The organism is Desulforamulus hydrothermalis Lam5 = DSM 18033 (assembly GCF_000315365.1).
Taxonomy (GTDB): Bacteria; Bacillota; Desulfotomaculia; order Desulfotomaculales; family Desulfotomaculaceae; genus Desulfotomaculum; species Desulfotomaculum hydrothermale.
Genome location: NZ_CAOS01000003.1, coordinates 301,698 through 319,625, shown reverse-complemented (window position 1 = coordinate 319,625; position 17,928 = coordinate 301,698). Strand labels below are relative to the sequence as shown.

At 46.1% G+C, this 17,928-nt stretch carries 14 protein-coding genes and 2 pseudogenes; 12 read left to right on the top strand and 4 right to left on the bottom strand.

Annotated elements, in window-relative coordinates; genetic code table 11:
* Positions 1-42: 42 nt before the first annotated feature.
* Both DESHY_RS02600 and DESHY_RS02595 read right to left on the bottom strand, forming a co-directional pair.
* Complete coding sequence (locus tag DESHY_RS02600) at positions 43-486, bottom strand: hypothetical protein (RefSeq protein WP_008410210.1); 444 nt, start codon at positions 484-486, stop codon at positions 43-45.
* A gap of 104 nt (positions 487-590) precedes the next feature.
* Entirely contained in the window at positions 591-866 is a 276-nt protein-coding gene (locus tag DESHY_RS02595) for a hypothetical protein (RefSeq protein ID WP_008410209.1), read from the bottom strand.
* Between the two features lie 166 nt (positions 867-1,032).
* On the opposite strand from DESHY_RS02595, the gene DESHY_RS02590 reads away from it, so the two are divergent.
* From DESHY_RS02590 to DESHY_RS02560, 7 genes are all read left to right on the top strand, one after another.
* Complete coding sequence (locus DESHY_RS02590) at positions 1,033-1,851, top strand: AAA family ATPase (RefSeq protein WP_008410208.1); 819 nt, start codon at positions 1,033-1,035, stop codon at positions 1,849-1,851.
* A gap of 39 nt (positions 1,852-1,890) precedes the next feature.
* Positions 1,891-3,699 (top strand): vWA domain-containing protein, encoded by a 1,809-nt coding sequence (locus DESHY_RS02585; protein ID WP_008410206.1) that lies wholly within the window; start codon positions 1,891-1,893, stop codon positions 3,697-3,699.
* Between the two features lie 487 nt (positions 3,700-4,186).
* On the top strand, positions 4,187-5,578 hold the full coding sequence (locus DESHY_RS02580; protein WP_008410205.1) for a hypothetical protein: 1,392 nt from the start codon (positions 4,187-4,189) through the stop codon (positions 5,576-5,578).
* A 169-nt stretch (positions 5,579-5,747) separates the two neighbouring features.
* Positions 5,748-7,034 (top strand): sulfite exporter TauE/SafE family protein, encoded by a 1,287-nt coding sequence (locus DESHY_RS02575; RefSeq protein WP_008410204.1) that lies wholly within the window; start codon positions 5,748-5,750, stop codon positions 7,032-7,034.
* A complete protein-coding gene (locus DESHY_RS02570) occupies positions 7,034-7,750 on the top strand; it encodes a hypothetical protein (RefSeq protein ID WP_008410202.1) in 717 nt (238 codons plus the stop codon). The genes DESHY_RS02575 and DESHY_RS02570 overlap by 1 nt, the downstream gene beginning before the upstream one ends.
* A gap of 676 nt (positions 7,751-8,426) precedes the next feature.
* Positions 8,427-9,722: a sulfite exporter TauE/SafE family protein gene (locus DESHY_RS02565; RefSeq protein ID WP_008410201.1), complete on the top strand. Its 1,296-nt coding sequence runs from the start codon at positions 8,427-8,429 to the stop codon at positions 9,720-9,722.
* A complete protein-coding gene (locus tag DESHY_RS02560; RefSeq protein ID WP_008410200.1) occupies positions 9,722-10,438 on the top strand; it encodes a hypothetical protein in 717 nt (238 codons plus the stop codon). The genes DESHY_RS02565 and DESHY_RS02560 overlap by 1 nt, the downstream gene beginning before the upstream one ends.
* A 60-nt stretch (positions 10,439-10,498) precedes the next feature.
* On the opposite strand, the pseudogene DESHY_RS02555 reads toward DESHY_RS02560, so the two are convergent.
* A pseudogene (locus DESHY_RS02555) lies at positions 10,499-11,341 on the bottom strand (arsenic resistance protein).
* Between the two features lie 340 nt (positions 11,342-11,681).
* Here DESHY_RS02555 and DESHY_RS02545 point away from each other — a divergent pair.
* From DESHY_RS02545 to DESHY_RS02535, 3 genes and pseudogenes are all read left to right on the top strand, one after another.
* Positions 11,682-12,996: pseudogene (locus tag DESHY_RS02545) on the top strand (replication-associated recombination protein A).
* Positions 12,997-13,054: 58 nt separating this feature from the next.
* The gene (locus DESHY_RS14670) at positions 13,055-13,810 is read left to right on the top strand and encodes a globin-coupled sensor protein (RefSeq protein ID WP_008410195.1); all 756 of its coding nucleotides are present in this window, start codon (positions 13,055-13,057) and stop codon (positions 13,808-13,810) included.
* Between the two features lie 155 nt (positions 13,811-13,965).
* Entirely contained in the window at positions 13,966-14,547 is a 582-nt protein-coding gene (locus DESHY_RS02535) for a class I SAM-dependent methyltransferase (RefSeq protein ID WP_008410194.1), read from the top strand.
* Between the two features lie 67 nt (positions 14,548-14,614).
* Here DESHY_RS02535 and DESHY_RS14210 read toward each other — a convergent pair whose 3' ends face one another.
* Positions 14,615-14,785, bottom strand: coding sequence for a hypothetical protein (locus tag DESHY_RS14210; RefSeq protein WP_008410193.1), 171 nt, complete (start codon positions 14,783-14,785; stop codon positions 14,615-14,617).
* A 277-nt stretch (positions 14,786-15,062) separates the two neighbouring features.
* Between DESHY_RS14210 and DESHY_RS02530 the strand changes: the two genes are divergently transcribed.
* Both DESHY_RS02530 and DESHY_RS02525 read left to right on the top strand, forming a co-directional pair.
* Positions 15,063-16,679 carry an NAD(P)/FAD-dependent oxidoreductase gene (locus DESHY_RS02530; RefSeq protein WP_008410191.1) on the top strand — a complete coding sequence of 539 codons (1,617 nt, stop codon included), beginning with the start codon at positions 15,063-15,065 and terminating at the stop codon, positions 16,677-16,679.
* Complete coding sequence (locus tag DESHY_RS02525) at positions 16,669-17,925, top strand: BaiN/RdsA family NAD(P)/FAD-dependent oxidoreductase (protein ID WP_008410189.1); 1,257 nt, start codon at positions 16,669-16,671, stop codon at positions 17,923-17,925. Before DESHY_RS02530 ends, DESHY_RS02525 begins: the two co-directional genes overlap by 11 nt.
* Positions 17,926-17,928: the final 3 nt, after the last annotated feature.

Here is a 17,928-nt window from a genome sequence, read left to right as displayed (position 1 = left end):
TATGAAAAACCAAACCCGGCAGCTGTCTGCCGGGTTGCTAAATTATTCCGGCCAGGCAGCCTGGGGGGATTTGCTGAATTTAACATCCCATAACACATGCATGCGCAAACTGTCGTCCTGCTCAATATCGCCGGCTATTTTTTTATTGGAGATCATAATATCAAAGGGATTTTTAACATATTCGTCAAACAGCAGTTTGCCGGCTGCCTCCTTATGAAAGGCAATGGGCAGGCGGACGCCGTTTTGCCATTTCACCAACAGTAAGTACATGTCTGATTCAGGGTCATAGGCCCAACTGGGCGGCGAGTATTCCCCGGCAGCCATTTCCAGGGGTTCGGTCCAGGCAGGGTGAACCAAAACCATGGTGGTACGGGAAAATTCCCGGCCGTTTTCTTCATAATTGAGATCTGCCCAGGCGCCGAAATCCGGGCTATAGGCAGTGCTGCCGTACTCCTGGATAACATCAAACTTTGCTTCTTGGGTCATGATAAAATTCCTCCTAAATGTAACTTGGCTTATATTAGTCCCTTTGGACATTATTCCCTGTTGTAAAAATAATTTGCATCTTGTCCGACCCGTCCAGGTTAAAATTAAAACAGCTCAACCTGTTCCTGCTTGTTCTTAATCCTTTGGTCCAACAGGCTTTTCAGATTCGGACAACCTTCCTCAACCCACATCTGATAACCCTGGGACTGCAGTACGGTTTCCGGGCGTTTGCCTGCCGTCATACCCACATAAGTGCCGTCCAACTGCCAGATGTAAAGATATACTTTATCTGCGACGGGGCTCATTTGCACCTTGGCGATGCACCACCGGCCTTTATATTTCCAATAAATATACTTCTGATGAAGAAAATGGTCAGTCACCTTAGGAACCCCCGTTAACCCGTTACTTTAACTAAGTTCGCCGTTGGCATGGAAAATCCTGTTTTATTGGAAATTCTCCTGTATTTCTTGCATTTTTCTAACAATAGAGGGTATGTAAGAAAACTTGTAGAAGTATGATATATCACACAAACATGGGGGTTGTATTATGACAGAGCAATGGGGAAAAAATGTGGAAAGTTTGCCTGATTTTTGGGTTGATCCTGAAAAATTGTCTGTAATACAGGATTTAATGTTTTCCGGCATTAATGTTATGCTTACCGGCGATCCCGGTACGGGTAAAACAGAACTTACCAAGCGGCTGGCCCGGGCGCATAACCTGCCTTTTCACCGGGTTAATGTGGGTGCCGTCCGGACGCCCAGGGATTGGTTCGGGCATTGGGAATTTATTGGCGGGCAAACGGTTTTTGTTCAGTCCCAGTTTGTTGCAGCCATTCAGCAGCCGGGTATCGTGGCACTGGATGAATTTAACCGGGTAACTCCCGATATTCATAACTCTATTTACACCATTTTAGACCACAACCGGGAAGTTTATATTGAAGAAACCAAACAATACATTACGGTGCATCCCCGTTGTATTTTTATTGCTACCGAAAACCGGGGCCGCAGCCATACCGGTACCTTTATGGAAGATACGGCGGTGGAAGACCGATTTGAAACAATTCAGCTTACCCTGCCACCGGTGGAAGTGATGGCTGATCTGCTGGACAAGGTCTATGGTGCCACGCCGCAGCATGCCTTGCTGCTGGCCAGGATTACTCATAAACTTAACAGCCTGTACCATGAAGAAAGCCTTAGCCGTCCCACCGGATTCCGTCCCGCCATTGCTGCTTCGGCATTGATAAGCAGGGGACAACCGCTGCAGACTGCCCTCAAATACACCTTTGTTAACCGTTTCTCGCCGGAAGGCGGTGTGGATAGCGAACAAACTACAGTGTTGCAGGTAATCCAGGCCTATTTAAAATAAGCCGGTTGGCAACAGCCTGAGAAGCTGGGAGGGAAAAGAGTGAGCACAGCAGATCAGTCTGCGATAACTGCTTGGCAAAACAAAAGCTTGTCTGATTTTTGGTTAAGCGGCCGGGGGTTGGACCATAATTCAAAGACCCAAGGGCAGCCCTACGCTCTGTTCAGCCATAAACTACTGGCCTCGGAAGATACGGATGCCCAGGCCATGGCCCTGACTGCAATATTAGGGGCGGTGGCCCGGGTGGTGGATATTGTACATGGACGAAACAAATTTACAGTTAATTTCAGTTCCCAGGAAACCCGCACCGACTTTGCCGCTAAACAAATTGCTCTCAGCGCGGAACCTTTGTTTAATCCGCCCAGGGGTTATTTATTGCCGGATATTGTAGATGTGTTAACCGGTATGGCCCTGCACGAAGCTGCCCATGCCCAGTTCAGCTCGCCGGAGTATTATACTGAAATGCCCGGCAATCCGTTTATGGCCGTAATCCGTAATGTGGTGGAAGACACCTATGTGGAACACTTGACCGGTTTGTATTATCCAGGTTATGCCGGTTATTTTTGGAAGTACCGCCGCTATGAATTTGACCTGCAACCTGAAAAATGGGCCCATCAACCAAAACAAAATTTGATGGAAAATGAACTGAATTTGCGTGCTACAGAATTTTTGCTGGTTATGAGGTCTACCAAAAACTATGTTGCGAAGGTAGGACGGGTAAACCAGGTGGCGGCCATGCTGCAAAAAATGATATTTATTGATAATCCGGAGCGACTAAGAAAACTTAATACCCGGTCAGTGGCCAGGAAAATATATGAGGAGCTTTTTGGCAATCTGATCCAGCACGATATTGCTTATTCACTGCCCAGTTCTTTGCTTGATTACAATAAACGGGGAAAGCACCAGGGGGAGCCTGGCACTGCAAATAACAATAATAAGACCAATATTCCCAGCCAGCTGCAAAACTTGATTCAAAACATGCGGCAGGAACAATTGCAGGTTGCTAATCTCAGCGAACTAATGGAGGCGGGCCTGGACCCGGATTACCCGCCGCCCCCGCCGCCAATGGTGGTTTTTCGCCGCCCGTTAACAGATGAAGCAGCCGCTGCCAGGTATGAGCAAGCGCGCAGCGTGGTTAAGCCTTTTGTTATCAGGTTAAGAAACCGTTTAAGCTGGGCCAATACCCGCCAGGTGATCAACCGGTACCACCTCCCCAGCGGCGAACTGGACCAGGATGCTCTTTACCAGGCCAGGTTCTCCAATAAAATATTTCACCGCACAGAAATTATTGATACCCGTACCCGCAAACTGGATATCGGCCTGCTGGTGGATACCAGCGCTTCCATGGTATATCCCGCCGGGGAAGGTCTGTCCAGGATGCAGTTGGCCCGCAACCTGGCGGCGCTGTTTGTGGAGGCCCTGGAGCCGCTTGATTCGGTACAAACCTGGGTATTTGGTTTTAATTTGAAGGGGGCGGTGAACATGTATGAGTTATATACCCCTGCTTCCACCAACAAGTCCCGCATCGGCATGACCGGCGCAGAGGGCACCACGCCGGAAGGAACTGCTTTAAAATATGCTGCTTTGCGTCTGATGGCGGAAGGCAGGCCTTTGGTGCAAAAAGTGTTAATTGTCATCGCGGACGGCAACCCTAATCCCGGCCCGGAAACCAGGATGGTGAAGGAACAAGTGAAACGATTAAAAAACCTGGGTTGCCAAACCATTAATATATTATTGGGCGACCGTCCCCGGGTATACGGTTATGATCACGTAATCCCCTGGACGGACTATTATACTGTTACCACGGATTTTGGCAGGTTACTGAAGAAACTGGTGGAGGATAACAGATAAAAGTATGGCCAAAACAAGCAAACCTGCTGTCGGAGAGCCTCACGACGGCAGGTTTGCTTTATGTTAGATAAAAATAAAAAATTATGTCAAGACCCAAGGGCTTATTTGGCAAATTAACATTGCATTAATAAAGAACAACAATTTATTGCCAGAAAAACAATTTCTCCAATATATTTTTTACAATAAAAAGTATTCCTTTTTATTGTAAAATCAGTAATGACAACAAAATAATGTCACTGCTTGCATAACAAGACTTTTTAAGGTTTTAGTAATGATAAAACCTTACCAACAAAAAATATTTTTTATTTTGGAGTAAAAAATCTCTTGCAATAAAAAAAACCTTTTGGTAGCATAACCGCAAACGGTAAATGACAAAGCTATTATGTTAATTAATTGAAAACATATTTATTGTCATAAAAGAATGTTTTTTCTGTTAAGGTTTAATAGTTAATCAATTGCCAATTCTTTGGTCTGGGGGGTGAAGGTTGTGTTTTTTCGCAAGATAACCACCAAGAAAAACGGCAAAGAATATGTATATGTAAAATTAATTGAGAACTACCGCCAGGACGGTAAAGTTAAACAGCGGGTTATTGCTAATTTCGGCAGCGTGGATAACTTGTCCGCTGAAAGGATTAAATATTTAATTGCCAGCTTGAGAAAATTACACAATGAAATTGAGACCCAGGCAAAAGAACCCGGGCTGTCTCTTTCTCTCAACATAACTTCTCAGATCCATGAAGTTAAAAAACAAATCAATAATTCACCCCTCAAAGAAGCGCTGTTCCGGCTTTTTGGCGAGGCAAACTACGGGTTGGCGGAAGCGCTGATTGTAAAAGCCATTACAGCGGCAGAAATTGACAAACCGGTTCAAGAGGTTTGCCAAAATTTGGGCCTGACTGCTGCGACCAGCCTGCAATTTTATAACGCGATGAAACTTTTGGGTCAAGACAGGACTAAAGGAGTCTTGTTGTCAACCAGGCTTTTTGATGCCGGTGGTAATGATAACATTCACAAAGTAGGAGTCATCCACTTATTTAAAGCTGTTTTTGAAGGCAACTCCTTTGAAGTTGATATGACCGGAAATATTTTTATGCCCCAGAATTACCGCAAGGAAATATTTGCGCTGATAGCCTGTGATTGCTGCGGCGTGCCGGTTGATTTTGAATACGCTGATGAGTGGCGTGATGTTCCGGCGCAACTGCAAACATTGGTGAAAAGGCTGCGCAATAAAACGGCTGCTCGGTTTATTGTTTTGGATGAAACAAATATGCTTGCTGACACTTCCTTACCGGTAGCAAAAGTTGCGGCGGAAGTGCCGGGGGAAATACAAAACGCCTTAAAAAAGGGAAGTGTAAAACACGGTAACCGCCTGTTTTTTCAAGTTACCCGCTTCAGCCAGTTGAGCGAAGGGAAAATTAAAGAATTACAGGCCAAACTGGCAAGAGTGTCGGCCGGTTTAGAAACTATTAAGGCTGATGTCTTGCTGGGTAAATTAACCAGAGAAACACAAATTCGCAAAAAAGCAGATAATGTTATTAAATCCAACCAGTGTGAGGATTTGGTTACTTACAGCTACAATGACAATGATCAGGTTTTTAATTACTACATTAATGAGGAAAACCTCAAGCAAAAGAAACAGACAAAACATACCACCGCTTGGGTAATTGACAGATGGCCGGAACCAGGTTTGGATTACGGGCTGACTGTCAATACCGATCGTTTTCGCAACTTAACTGACCAGCTTAAAATACCGCCAATTAATTTATATGTAGATTACCATTACTCGCCGGAAATAATCTCAGGCCATTTACAGCTTGAGATGATTAAAACACAAATTCTCAACGCAATGAACACACCGTATCAAGGGGGTGAGATGTAAAAAAGTAATTTTGTCAACACAATTTACCTGCTTTTCATTTTGATCTTAGCACTTTTAAAATCAACATTCAATACATTCAGGCAAATAATTTAGAAAATTTTTGTCATTACCGCAGAGAAAAAATTTTAAAAAAAATGCTTTACAGACTTGTTTAAAGGGGGTTGCCCAGATGCGCGGATTGTATGAAGCCTTAATGTCCGCCTCCAGGGCCCATGCCAAATGGGAACTGGAAATGTCCAATAATATTATCAGAAACAGGAAACATTTATTAATTTTAGCAATTATGATGCTTCCTTTGATTATTCCTGCCATTGGTCAGGCGGCCAACTTACCTGCTTTTATCGGCGGTAAGAGTGCCTTCGGGCCTTCCCACTATAACCCCACCATGTTTTACGGATCAATGGCGGTTGGTGTTTGTGCCGGCCTGATTACCGGATGTATCGGGGCCGGCGGCGGCTTTGTGATTACCCCTGCTTTGATGAGCCTGGGTGTTAAGGGTATTTTGGCGGTAGGTACCGACCAGTTCCATATTTTTGCCAAGGCTATCATGGGTACGGTTATTCACAAGAAACTGGGTAACGTTAACGTTCCTCTGGCCATTGCCTTCCTGGTGGGTTCCGGTTTAGGTGTGACCGCCGGCGGGACTTTAAACCGGGCGCTGTTTAATGCCAACCCGGTGTTGAGTGATTTTGTCATCAGTCTGGTTTATGTAGTGATGCTAGGTTTTCTGGGTTTCTACTCTCTTTACGATTTCATTAAAACCAGGCATCAAAAGGGCGGCGATGCCCACGGCGGACCGGTGGGCATGACCAAGCTGGCTGTCAAACTGCAAAGTATTAATCTGGCTCCCATGGTTAAGTTTGATGAAGACATCACTCCTGGCGGCCGTAAAATTTCCGGCTGGTTCGTGGCTGTTTGCGGTGCCATTGTTGGTTTTGCGGCAGCCATTATGGGCGTGGGCGGCGGCTTCCTGACCTTCCCCATGTTTGTATACGGTCTTGGAGTATCTTCTTTCACTACCGTTGGTACTGATATTCTGCAGATCATCTTCACTGCCGGGTACAGCTCCATTGCTCAGTATGCCATCTATGGCTACATTTTCTACACTCTGGCTATGGGTATGCTGGTGGGTTCACTGCTGGGCATTCAAATCGGTGCCGCCACCACCAAAGTGGTTTCCGGCATCTACATCCGTGCTTTTTACGCTATAGCCATTCTGGCCGGTTTTGTCAACAGGGCCTTTGCTTTGCCGGAAAAATTGGTGCAGATGGGATATATCCAGATGGACGCAGCCACAGGCAAATTGCTGGCTGATATCGGCGCCTGGATCTTCTTCGGCTTGGTAATTTTGTTTGCCGGTTGGATTACTCTGAGCTTTATTAAGGGTATTCCCACCCTGCGGGCCGAGACTGCAAAGGGTGCCATGGCTTCCGGCGGGAAAGGAGTGAGCCATTAATGATAAGAGACAGTAAAGCCTTTTTTATCGGGCTGCTGATGATGCTTTCCTTCCTGGGAATATACGCATATATGATGAGCCCTTCATTTGGTAATGGCAGAAACGGTTTGGAGTTTGCCGATGACATGTTTAACTCAATCTCTAAGGGTTCCGTTAATGATGTAATCCAAGGAGAAGTTAAAAAAATTGACAAGTGGCACGGAACGGAAATTGATGTTACTTTGCCGTGCAAAGATGAAGCACAGGCTGACAGATGGTCGGCCGCCCTGCAAAAGGTAGACGGTGCACAGGTGAGTGTTGACGGCATCAAGGTGAAAGTGAAAACCGACCTGGGCAACTTATTAGCCAATATTGCTGAAGACTGTGCCAATATGTTTGATAATAACGGTGAGGCCGTGCAACAGAAATACGGCACTGACCCCAGGGATGCCACCAACCGCTGGTACAGCATTACAAAAGCGGTTATTAAAGACTTAGAAAAACAGGAGCGGTTTAAAGAGTCGGTTGCGATTACCCAATTCCAGAAAAAAGTCATTGAGCCTTCCTATAATTACTATGGTGTGGAAGCTAAACAAGTAAGAGATAACACCGGCGTCATGACTTTTATGATGGTATTCTATCTCATCTACACCTTGTGGTACGGTTTTGCCATTTACTACCTGTGTCAAGGACTGGGTATTACCATGAGCAAAGCAGCTAAAAAGCAAGAAGCATAATCGAAAAACACCCCTGCGGGGGTGTTTTTGTTTTGAACTGCTGCGATATAAGTGCCGGACCGGCCCTTTGGTTCATAAATCAAAATGACAAAGAGTAAATGTCAAAAGTGAAATTTTGCTGATTAATAAACATTCTTTAGTGAGAAACTTGCACGATCAAAAATTTTTGCTTTTGTGCAAAAAAGCACTTGCATAAATAAAACCACTTTGCTAATATTTGCACAAAATATAGAAGGCAAAATAAAGGCAACTTAAAGTTTGATTACCGGAAAACATTAATGCAAATGTTTAAGTTAGCTAAATAAATGACCAGGTTTTTGTTTTAAAAAGTCAGTCAAGTAGTCAGCATTTAAAAAAGAAAGAGTTTATACCCATTAATATACCTGTGTACTTTCATTATACAGGGGCAATAATGTTCATGGGGAATTAATCTTCGGGCAGTTATGCCAGGGGTTATAAAAACAAATAGCCGTGGCAGCCCATATACCACAGCAAGGGGGTGATACCCAAAAATAAAGTAATTTTGTCAACACAAATTTATTTGCACAAACTTATTTTATCATCGTATTAAGAACTAATCAATAGTTTTAGAACAGAAAAAACATTGTTTTGTCATTACTGAGAGTTATTTAAAAGCACCTTTTTTAACTAAAACAGATTGAAGGGGGTTGCCCGCATGAGAGGATTGTATGAAGCACTGATGAGTGCCTCCCGTGCTCACGCCAGGTGGGAAATAGAAATGTGCAACAATATTGTCAGAAGCAGAAAACACCTGCTGATTTTGTTTATCATGCTGCTGCCTTTGCTTATTCCGGCCATCGGCCATGCTGCTGACCTGCCGTCTTTCCTGGGCGGTAAAAGCAGTTTTGGTCCCTCCCACTATACACCGTTTATGTTTTACGGATCAATGGCAGTCGGTGTTTGTGCCGGCTTAATAACCGGTTGTATCGGGGCCGGCGGCGGCTTTGTGATTACCCCTGCCCTGATGAGCCTGGGCGTTAAGGGTATTTTGGCTGTGGGTACCGACCAGTTTCATATTTTTGCCAAGGCTATTATGGGAACCGTTATTCATAAAAAGCTGGGTAACGTTAACGTATCTCTGGCCATTGCTTTCTTAATTGGCTCCGGTATCGGTGTAACCGGCGGCGGTTCATTAAACCGTGCGTTGTTCAACGCTAACCCGGTCTTAAGCGACTTTGTGATCAGTACCGTTTATGTGGTGATTTTAGGCTTCCTGGGCTTCTACTCTCTGTACGACTTTATCACTACCCGGGGCAAGGCGGCCAAGGCAGCTAAAGGAGATGCCCACGGCGGTCCGGTAGGCATGACCAAGTTGGCGGTTAAGCTGCAGAGCATTAACCTGGCTCCTATGATTAAGTTTGACGAAGATATTACACCCGGCGGGCGTAAGATTTCTGCCTGGTTTGTGGCTGTCTGCGGTTGTGTTACCGGTTTCCTGGCGGCCATCATGGGTGTGGGCGGCGGTTTTGTAACCTTCCCGATGTTTGTTTACGGCTTGGGTGTTTCTTCCTTTACCACTGTGGGTACCGATATCCTGCAGATTATCTTTACTGCCGGTTATAGTTCCATAGCCCAGTACGCCATCTATGGCTATATTTTCTACACCCTGGCCATGGGTATGCTGGTAGGCTCGCTGTTGGGCATCCAGATAGGTGCAGCTACCACTAAAGTGGTACCGGGCATTTATATCCGAGCCTTTTATGCCATCGCCATCCTGGCTGGTTTTGTCAACCGGGCGTTTGCTTTGCCGGAAAAAATGGGTCAAATGGGATATATTAAGATGACTCCCAACACCGGTAAATTACTGGCCGACATCGGCGCCTGGATCTTCTTTGGTCTGGTAATTATCTTCGCCGGTTGGATCATTATCAGCTTTATCCGCGGTATTCCTACCCTGCGGGCGGAAACCGCCGGCAAGGCTGTAACAGAAGGGAAAGGAGTGAGCCATTAATGATCAGAGATAGCAAAGCCTTTTGGATTGGCATCTTGATGTTGTTGTCCTTCTGCGGTATCTACATTTATATGATGAGTCCTTCCTTTGGTAACGGCAGAAACGGCCTGGAGTTTGCCGATGATATGTTTAACTCCATCTCCAAAGGTTCAGCCCAGGCGGTTGTATTTAGTGAAATAAACAAGGCAGAGAAATGGCGCGGCACAACTGTTGAAGTTAACCTGACATGCAAGGATGAAGCCCAGGCCGGCCGATGGGCGGCTGCCCTGCAAAAAGCAGAGGGAGCGGAAGTTAAGGTTGATAAAGCTAAAATTGCTCTTAAAAGCGACCTGGGTAAGTTACTGGCCAACATTTCGGAGGATTGCAAAGCTATGTACGAGAACAAGGGGGATATTGTGCAGGCCAAGTACAATACAGACCCCAGGGATGCTACCAACCGCTGGTACAGCATAACCAAAGCCATTGCCAAAGATTTAGAAAAGAAGCAGCAATTTAAGGAATCCATCTACCTGCAAACCTATCAAAAGAAGGTTATTGAACCGGCTTATAATTACTACGGCGTGGAAACCAAGTTTGTTAAAGACAACAAAGGCATTATGACCTTCATGCTGGTATTCTACTTGTTCTATACACTTTGGTACGGTTTCGCCATTTACTACATCTGTATAGGTTTGGGTATTACCATGACCAAAGCAGCAAAAAAATCAGAGGCATAAAAACTACTCAACACCCCTCTGCCGGGGTGTTTTTTTGTGAACTGATATGGCAGCTCTGGTTTACTGTTTGCGAGGCAATTGAGACCATAACGTCTGGATGCGATGGGACAGCTTGTAATAAGAGGCCATAAATATCACCTGCACCAGGGGCATAATGGCTACCACTACCACCGTAAGAGGTGAAAAGAACAGCACCGCAATGGCCAGCGAAATGGCCAGGTTTTTGCCGGCAATGCTAAAAGAAACAGCTGCCATATCCTGATAATCCAGGCTGAGCAGACGAGACAGTCCTGCTGAGAGGGTAAAAAGCAACGGGTAAAAAAATAGTGCCGGTATAACTAACTTCAAAAGATAATCCGGGTGCTTAATTAGTTGCTGTGCCTGAGCGGATAACGAGATGAAAAATAAAACGTACATGCCAAGGGAAGCCAGGGCCGGGAAATTTGGTTTAATTTGCCTAAATAAATCCCAACCGTATTTTTTAAGAAGAAAAAACCTGGTTATTGTTCCCAACACCATGGGAAGAACAATGATGGTAATCACTGTTTGCATCATTTGCAGCGGGTCAATGGGCACATATTTTCCTGCCAGCAGTGTCATCCACAAAGGAATTAAAAAAATTCCTATCAACTATCTAAATGTGGTAACTAATAAGGCCACCGGAATACTGCCCCGGGACATGCCGGTCCAGGTGATAACCATGCCGGCACAGGGAACCGTGCCAATTAAAATAAGCCCTACGGCAAAATCGGGGTAAGCATTTAAAAAGGTCTTGGCCAGAAAATATGCCAGCAGGGGTGAGATGGTAAAATTAACACCGATGGCCAGGGTAATTACCTTTAATTTTGCTAAAGCCTGTCTCAGCTCCCCAAATTCTAAGCCAATCATCATAGGATAAAGCATGACAAACAAACAGGCCGGCGAGAAGGGCTGCAGCCTTTGCCCGACCCCTGGATAATAATACCCAAACCAGGCAGAAAAACAGATTACCCCAACCAGCAGTTTAATCACATGGCGGTTAATAAAACCTGTACAAGTAAAAAAAACATTCAACATTTTTAACACCGGCTTTATTTAGTATCCTAAATTATATTTTACGTTACCCAATGGTACTTGTATAGGGTATATCCTGGCTGCGTCTGTGTAACAAAGGAAGCAGCAATAAAATTTACAGCTTTAGCATTATTTGATAAGATATATCTTAATTTTGTTAAGAATTATATTAGTTTTTGAGGTGAGGGACGTGGACTTATTCAGTTCATCCGGCATTAACCGGCAGGTGGCGCCCCTGGCAGAGAGGATGCGGCCACGGACCCTGGATGAATTTATCGGCCAGGAACATATCGTGGGCAGAGGCAAGCTGTTGCGGCGGGCCATTGAAGCAGACAAGTTGGGATCGGTTATACTTTATGGCCCGCCGGGAACCGGGCAAAACAACTCTGGCAACCGTTATTTCAGAAATGACGGCAGCCAATTTTGTTAAAGTAAATGCTGTGGCAGCCGGGGTGGCAGAGATCAGAACAGAAATTCAGAGGGCCAGGGATAATCTGAACTACTATGGCAAAAAAACTATGTTTTTTATAGATGAGATACATGCCTTAAAACGAGGGGCCCAGCAGGATTGCTTGCTGGAAGCGGTGGAGAAAGGTGAAGTTATCCTGGTCGGTGCCACCACAGAAAACCCTTATTTTGCGCTAAACGGCGCTCTGTTGAGTCGTTCCCGCATTTTTCAGCTGCAAGAGCTGACGGAGGATGATTTGCGCCGGTTGTTGCAGCGCGCGCTGACTGATGAAATAAAGGGGCTGGGGATGTACAAAGTAAAACTGGCTGAGGAAGCTGCCCGGCACTTTATTAATATGTCCGGGGGCGATGCCCGCAACCTTTTGAATGCCCTGGAGCTGGCAGTTTTATCAACGGCGCCGGCTGAAGACGGCTTCCGCCATATTACCCTGGAGGTGGCAGAGGACTCTGCCCAGCAAAGATACATCCGTTATGATAAAACAGGCGATAACCACTACGATGTTATATCCGCTTTTATCAAAAGTATCCGTGGCTCAGACCCGGATGCGGCACTGCATTATTATGCCCGCATGACTGTGGCGGGTGAGGATCAGCGTTTTATCGTGCGCCGCTTAATGGTGCATGCGGCGGAAGATATCGGTATGGCTGACCCACAAGCTATGCTTATAGCCCAGGCGGCCTGGCACGCCCTGGAAACCGTGGGCATGCCGGAAGCCCGTATCCCCATTGCCCAGTGCATTATCTACCTGGCCACGGCGCCCAAAAGCAACAGTGTTCTCTGTGCCGTTGACAGTGCCCTGGCGGATGTAAAAAACAAGAAAATCGGCAGGGTACCGCCTCATCTGAGAGATACCCACTATCAGGGTGCTAAATCATTAGGGCATACAGGGTACCGATATCCCCATGACTTTCCGGGCCATTATGTGGCACAGCAGTATATGCCCGATGAGCTGCAGGGAACCGTATACTACCGGCCCGGTGACCAGGGAAAAGAGAGGCTGATAAAAAACAGTCCGGATAAATTTTTAAAGGAATAACAGGTAAAACGGAGAATTATTGCCATAATATTAATTACAACCTGAAGGGGGATGCGGGTTGAACCAATTGACCAACCAAGCTGTCAAGCTGGCAAAACGGCAGGCTCAACTGGCCTATCTGGATATCACCGAACGGGAAGAACAAATTATGGCTGCTCATAAGGATTTGTTCACCAGAGAAGCAGACCGGACAGTAGATAATTTTTACCGGCATGTGCTAAAGTTTCCTTATTTAAAGGAACTGATTGCCAAATACAGTACGGTAGAGCGGTTAAAGGAGACCCAGAAGCAATATTTTATTTCTTTGTGTGATCCGGTTGATGAAAATTACATTAACAGAAGACTGGCCATCGGCAAGAAGCATCAGCAAATAGGTTTATACCCCAAATGGTATTTAGGGTCATATCAAATTTATAACGCTGAAATCCAGCGCATCCTGACTGATCATCACGGCAGTTGCACAGAAGCTTATGCCGAGGCGTTGACGGCCTTTTTAAAAAGGCTTAACTTGGATATGCAGCTGGCCATTGAAAACTACATTTTAGACCAACTGCAGCAGTTAATTGCTTTCCAGCAAGACATTGGTTCGGTGGCTGAGATTATAGATGATATTGCTGAGCAAACCAACATGCTGTCCCTTAATGCCTCTATTGAAGCGGCCAGGGCGGGAGATCACGGCCGCACCTTTGCGGTGGTAGCCCAGGAAGTAAGAAAACTGGCTGAACGGTCCTCCCAATCGGCCAAAGACATTGCCAAGATGGTTATTTCTAACCAGCAGGCCATAGAAAAAATGAAAAAATCGGCCGAAGAATAAGGGACAGGTTTTCCTGTCCCTCAGACTGTAGACAAAGGGGATCATAAACCACCGATAATGTTTGGCGACACTCTAGGGACAGGTTTTCCTGTCCCTTCAGACTGCCGATATACCTTGGCTGCCAGGCAGACCAACAGAAAAGGGATGTGAAATTGATGGGTCATGTTTTTGATACCAGGAAAATGGCAAAATTAGATAATCCACGCCGTAAAGAGCTGATACCTCCCGATCAAGTATTGCAGCTGTTACAGGTGAGGGAAGGGGAAGTGATGCTGGATGTGGGCTGTGGCATTGGTTACCTGACTTTGCCGGCAGCCCGGCGAGTAGGTCCCGGAGGCTTTGTTTACGGGTTGGATATTCAGGAGACCATGCTGGTAGAGGCATTAGCGCGCAGTAAACAACTTGCTCTGAAGAATATTGCCTGGGTTTTAACTGCCCCGGATTATATCAGTTTGCCGGATGCCAGTGTGGATTGTGTAACTATGGTGATGGTGGCCCACGAAGTACCCGATCTGGCGGCAATGCTCAAGGAATGCCGGCGGGTTATGCGGCCGGGGGCCCGGATCGGCATAGTGGAATGGAACAACACCTTTACAGAAATGGGGCCGCCCCTGGAAGAAAGGTTAAAGGCGGATGATTTGTTGTCCGCCATGCAGCAGCAGGGATTCAGTTGCCGGCAAAGGGTGGAACTAAGCCCGGCAGCCTGTTTATATATGGCAGTTTGGCAGCCGAAATAAACCAAAACCAGGGCCGGTCCGATAAGTGCCATGGCCCTGGTTTTATTAGAAGGAAAGATGCAGGCGGTTATTTTTTATCTTTTATTAAGTATTCTTGCTGAGGGCAAGCGCCTTTACATTTCCGGTAAAAGTTGTAACAGGTAAAGAACAACCACCCAACTTGTTTTTGACCTGTTTCATAGTCCATCTTAGGTTCGATAGTAATTTCCTCATTGATTTTCTCGCAGAATTTTTGCATAGACGGCACCTCCTTTTATTAACTAACTATATATGAATTATATTCCAAAAATACCTACAATTCAACACAGCCAATTAACAATTAAAAATATTTATATTAAACATTATTTTTGAAATAACTAACCTAAATAATTAATTGCAACCAATATTAAATATGTATTTGGTGCAGATAAACCGGCCGCCATCAGAAAAAGTATGCTATGTCTGTTGGTATAGGAATTATTGCTTTAATATTCGTGTAAAATTACAGATAGATACAACAGGAAAGGAAATGGCGCATGATAAGAGTTTCCGGCATTAAATTAACCTTGGATCAGGACGAAACAGAAATCCGGAAAAGTTTACTTAATAAATTAAAAATAAAGGAAAAGGAATTAATTAAATACACTATTTTCAAAAGATCGGTGGATGCCAGAAAAAAGGACAGGATTTTTTTTGTATATACGGTAGATGCTGAAGTGGTCGGTGAGGATAAAGTTTTAAGCAGGTTGGCCGGTGATAAAGATGTGTTGCGCACGCCTAATTTAAAATATGAATATGTCAAACCAGGTACATTGCCCCTGCAAAACCGGCCTGTCATTATTGGCACCGGCCCGGCGGGTTTGTTTGCCGGTCTGATTTTGGCTGCTATGGGTTACCGCCCTCTGCTGCTGGAACGGGGAGCTGACGTGGATCGGCGCACCGAGGCGGTAAAAAACTTTTGGTCCGGCGGCAAACTGGACACCGAGTGCAATGTGCAGTTTGGGGAAGGTGGTGCCGGTACTTTTTCGGATGGTAAACTAACCACCCTGATCAGGGATTTGCGCTGCCGCAAAGTGCTGGAGGAAATGGTGGCGGCCGGTGCACCGCCTGAAATCATGTATTCCCACAAGCCCCATGTGGGAACAGATATTTTGCGAGTGGTAGTTAAAAACATCCGGCAGCGCATCATCAGTCTGGGTGGTGAGGTGCGTTTTCAAGCCAAGGTAACTGATTTATTGGTGCAACAGGGGACGGTTACCGGGGTGGTGGTTAATGAGCGGGAAGTAATTGACTCGCAAGCAGTAATTTTAGCCATCGGACACAGCGCCCGGGATACCTTTGCCATGCTTTATAATAAGGGAGTTAAGATATCTCCCAAAGCCTTTTCTATTGGCGTAAGAATTGAGCATCCCCAGGAGTTGATTGACCGGGCCCAGTATAAGCAGTTTGCCCGCCATCCCAGGCTGGGGCCGGCGGAATATAAATTAGCCTATCATTCGTCCAACGGGCGTTCGGCTTACACCTTTTGCATGTGTCCGGGCGGCCTGGTGGTAGCAGCTGCTTCGGAAGAAGGCGGCGTGGTTACCAATGGCATGAGTGAACATGCCAGAAATGCTCCCAATGCCAACAGTGCCCTGCTGGTGGGGGTGACACCGGAGGATTTTGGCAGTGATCACCCGCTGGCCGGTGTGGAGTTTCAACGGCGTTGGGAAAGACAAGCATTTGTACTGGCAGGCAGCAACTATAACGCACCGGCCCAGCTGGTAGGTGACTTTCTGCATGACAGGCCATCCCGCACTATCGGTCAAGTGGTGCCCTCTTATCGTCAAGCTGTTACCCTGGCCGAGTTAAAGCATTGCCTGCCCCATTATGTGGTGGAAACCCTAAAAGAAGCCATTGTGGAGTTTGATAAAAAGTTAAAGGGTTTTGCTTTACCGGACGCGATACTCACCGGGGTTGAAACCAGGAGTTCTTCACCGGTTCGCATTGAGAGAAATGAACACCGGCAAGCCAATATTGCCGGCTTGTATCCGGCGGGCGAAGGGGCCGGCTATGCCGGCGGAATTGTTTCAGCGGCAGTGGATGGCATTCGGGTGGCTGAGGCTGTGGCAGCTAAATATAAACCTCTGGGAGACGGCAATCATGAACAATAAAACTACCCTGCAAATTATTATTGTGGGCGGTGGAGCAGCCGGTCTGCTGGCGGCTGTTGCAGCCGCCCGGCATGGCGGCAAGGTAACCGTTTTAGAAAAGAACAACCGGGTGGGCAAAAAGATTTTGGCTACCGGTAACGGCAGATGCAATTTCACCAATATGGATATGCATATATCCCATTTTCATGGCAGTTACCCTAAATTTGCTTTGGCTGCTTTGCGGCAGTTTAATAATTTACAAACCATTGCATTTTTTGAACAGTTAGGCATATATCATAAGGTTGAAGAAAAAGGTAAGGTGTTTCCCTTTTCCAACCAAGCTTCCAGTATTTTAGATGTGTTGCGGTACGAACTGGCAGAGCTGGGGGTAAACACGGCGGTTGAGTCAGAAGTTCAGGCAATCAATAAATCAGACAAGGGTTTTGAAGTGGTGGTAAAAGGGGGACAACGTTATTTTGGACACAGGGTTATTCTAGCCACCGGAGGAAAAGCTGCCCCCCAGCTGGGTTCCACGGGCAGTGCTTACCAACTGGCTGTAAGACTGGGGCATCGCCTGGTGGAACCGCTGCCCTCTTTGGTCCAGTTAAAGCTGGCTGAGCCCTGGCTTAAGCAAATTAAAGGAATTAAAATTAACGGTGAAGCCGAGGTAATTGTTCAAGACAAAACTATGGCCAGGGCTGAAGGAGAGATTCTGTTTACCGAATATGGCATATCCGGCCCGCCTATCTTTGATCTCAGCCGTACGGCAGCCCGGTGGCTGCAAAAAGGGCACCGGGTACACCTTAAAGTATGTATGCTTAATCATTTGTCAAGGGAGCAGCTGGCAGAGTTTCTTAGCCGGCGGTTTCAGGCAAACCCCGGTAAACCCCTGGCTTTTAGTTTTGTAGGCTTTATCAACAAACAACTGGCTCCGGTTATGTTAAAACAGGCCGGTATTCAAGATGTCCAAAAAAAAGTGTCAGAAGTAACTGCCGCTGAACGGGAAAAAATCTTAAATATTTTACAGGATTGGCGCTTTGCAGTGACAGGTACTAACACCTGGACGGCCGCTCAGGTTACAGCCGGCGGTATTGACGTGAGGGATATTAACCCGCGTACCATGGAGTCGCATATCATGCCGGGACTGTTTTTTGCAGGTGAAATTATGGATATTGACGGTGATTGCGGCGGTTATAATCTGCAGTGGGCCTGGTCATCGGGTTATGTAGCAGGTGTAAGTGCAGCCACCATAGCCATGTCCTGGTAAACA

Coding starts and splice junctions, on each gene's coding strand:
- DESHY_RS02590 (WP_008410208.1), top strand. CDS start 1,033: ATGACAGAGCAATGGGGAAAAAATGTGGAAAGTTTGCCTGATTTTTGG.
- DESHY_RS02570 (WP_008410202.1), top strand. CDS start 7,034: ATGATAAGAGACAGTAAAGCCTTTTTTATCGGGCTGCTGATGATGCTT.
- DESHY_RS02600 (WP_008410210.1), bottom strand. CDS start 486: ATGACCCAAGAAGCAAAGTTTGATGTTATCCAGGAGTACGGCAGCACT.
- DESHY_RS02530 (WP_008410191.1), top strand. CDS start 15,063: ATGATAAGAGTTTCCGGCATTAAATTAACCTTGGATCAGGACGAAACA.
- DESHY_RS14210 (WP_008410193.1), bottom strand. CDS start 14,785: ATGCAAAAATTCTGCGAGAAAATCAATGAGGAAATTACTATCGAACCT.
- DESHY_RS02565 (WP_008410201.1), top strand. CDS start 8,427: ATGAGAGGATTGTATGAAGCACTGATGAGTGCCTCCCGTGCTCACGCC.
- DESHY_RS02575 (WP_008410204.1), top strand. CDS start 5,748: ATGCGCGGATTGTATGAAGCCTTAATGTCCGCCTCCAGGGCCCATGCC.
- DESHY_RS02535 (WP_008410194.1), top strand. CDS start 13,966: ATGGGTCATGTTTTTGATACCAGGAAAATGGCAAAATTAGATAATCCA.
- DESHY_RS02525 (WP_008410189.1), top strand. CDS start 16,669: ATGAACAATAAAACTACCCTGCAAATTATTATTGTGGGCGGTGGAGCA.
- DESHY_RS02560 (WP_008410200.1), top strand. CDS start 9,722: ATGATCAGAGATAGCAAAGCCTTTTGGATTGGCATCTTGATGTTGTTG.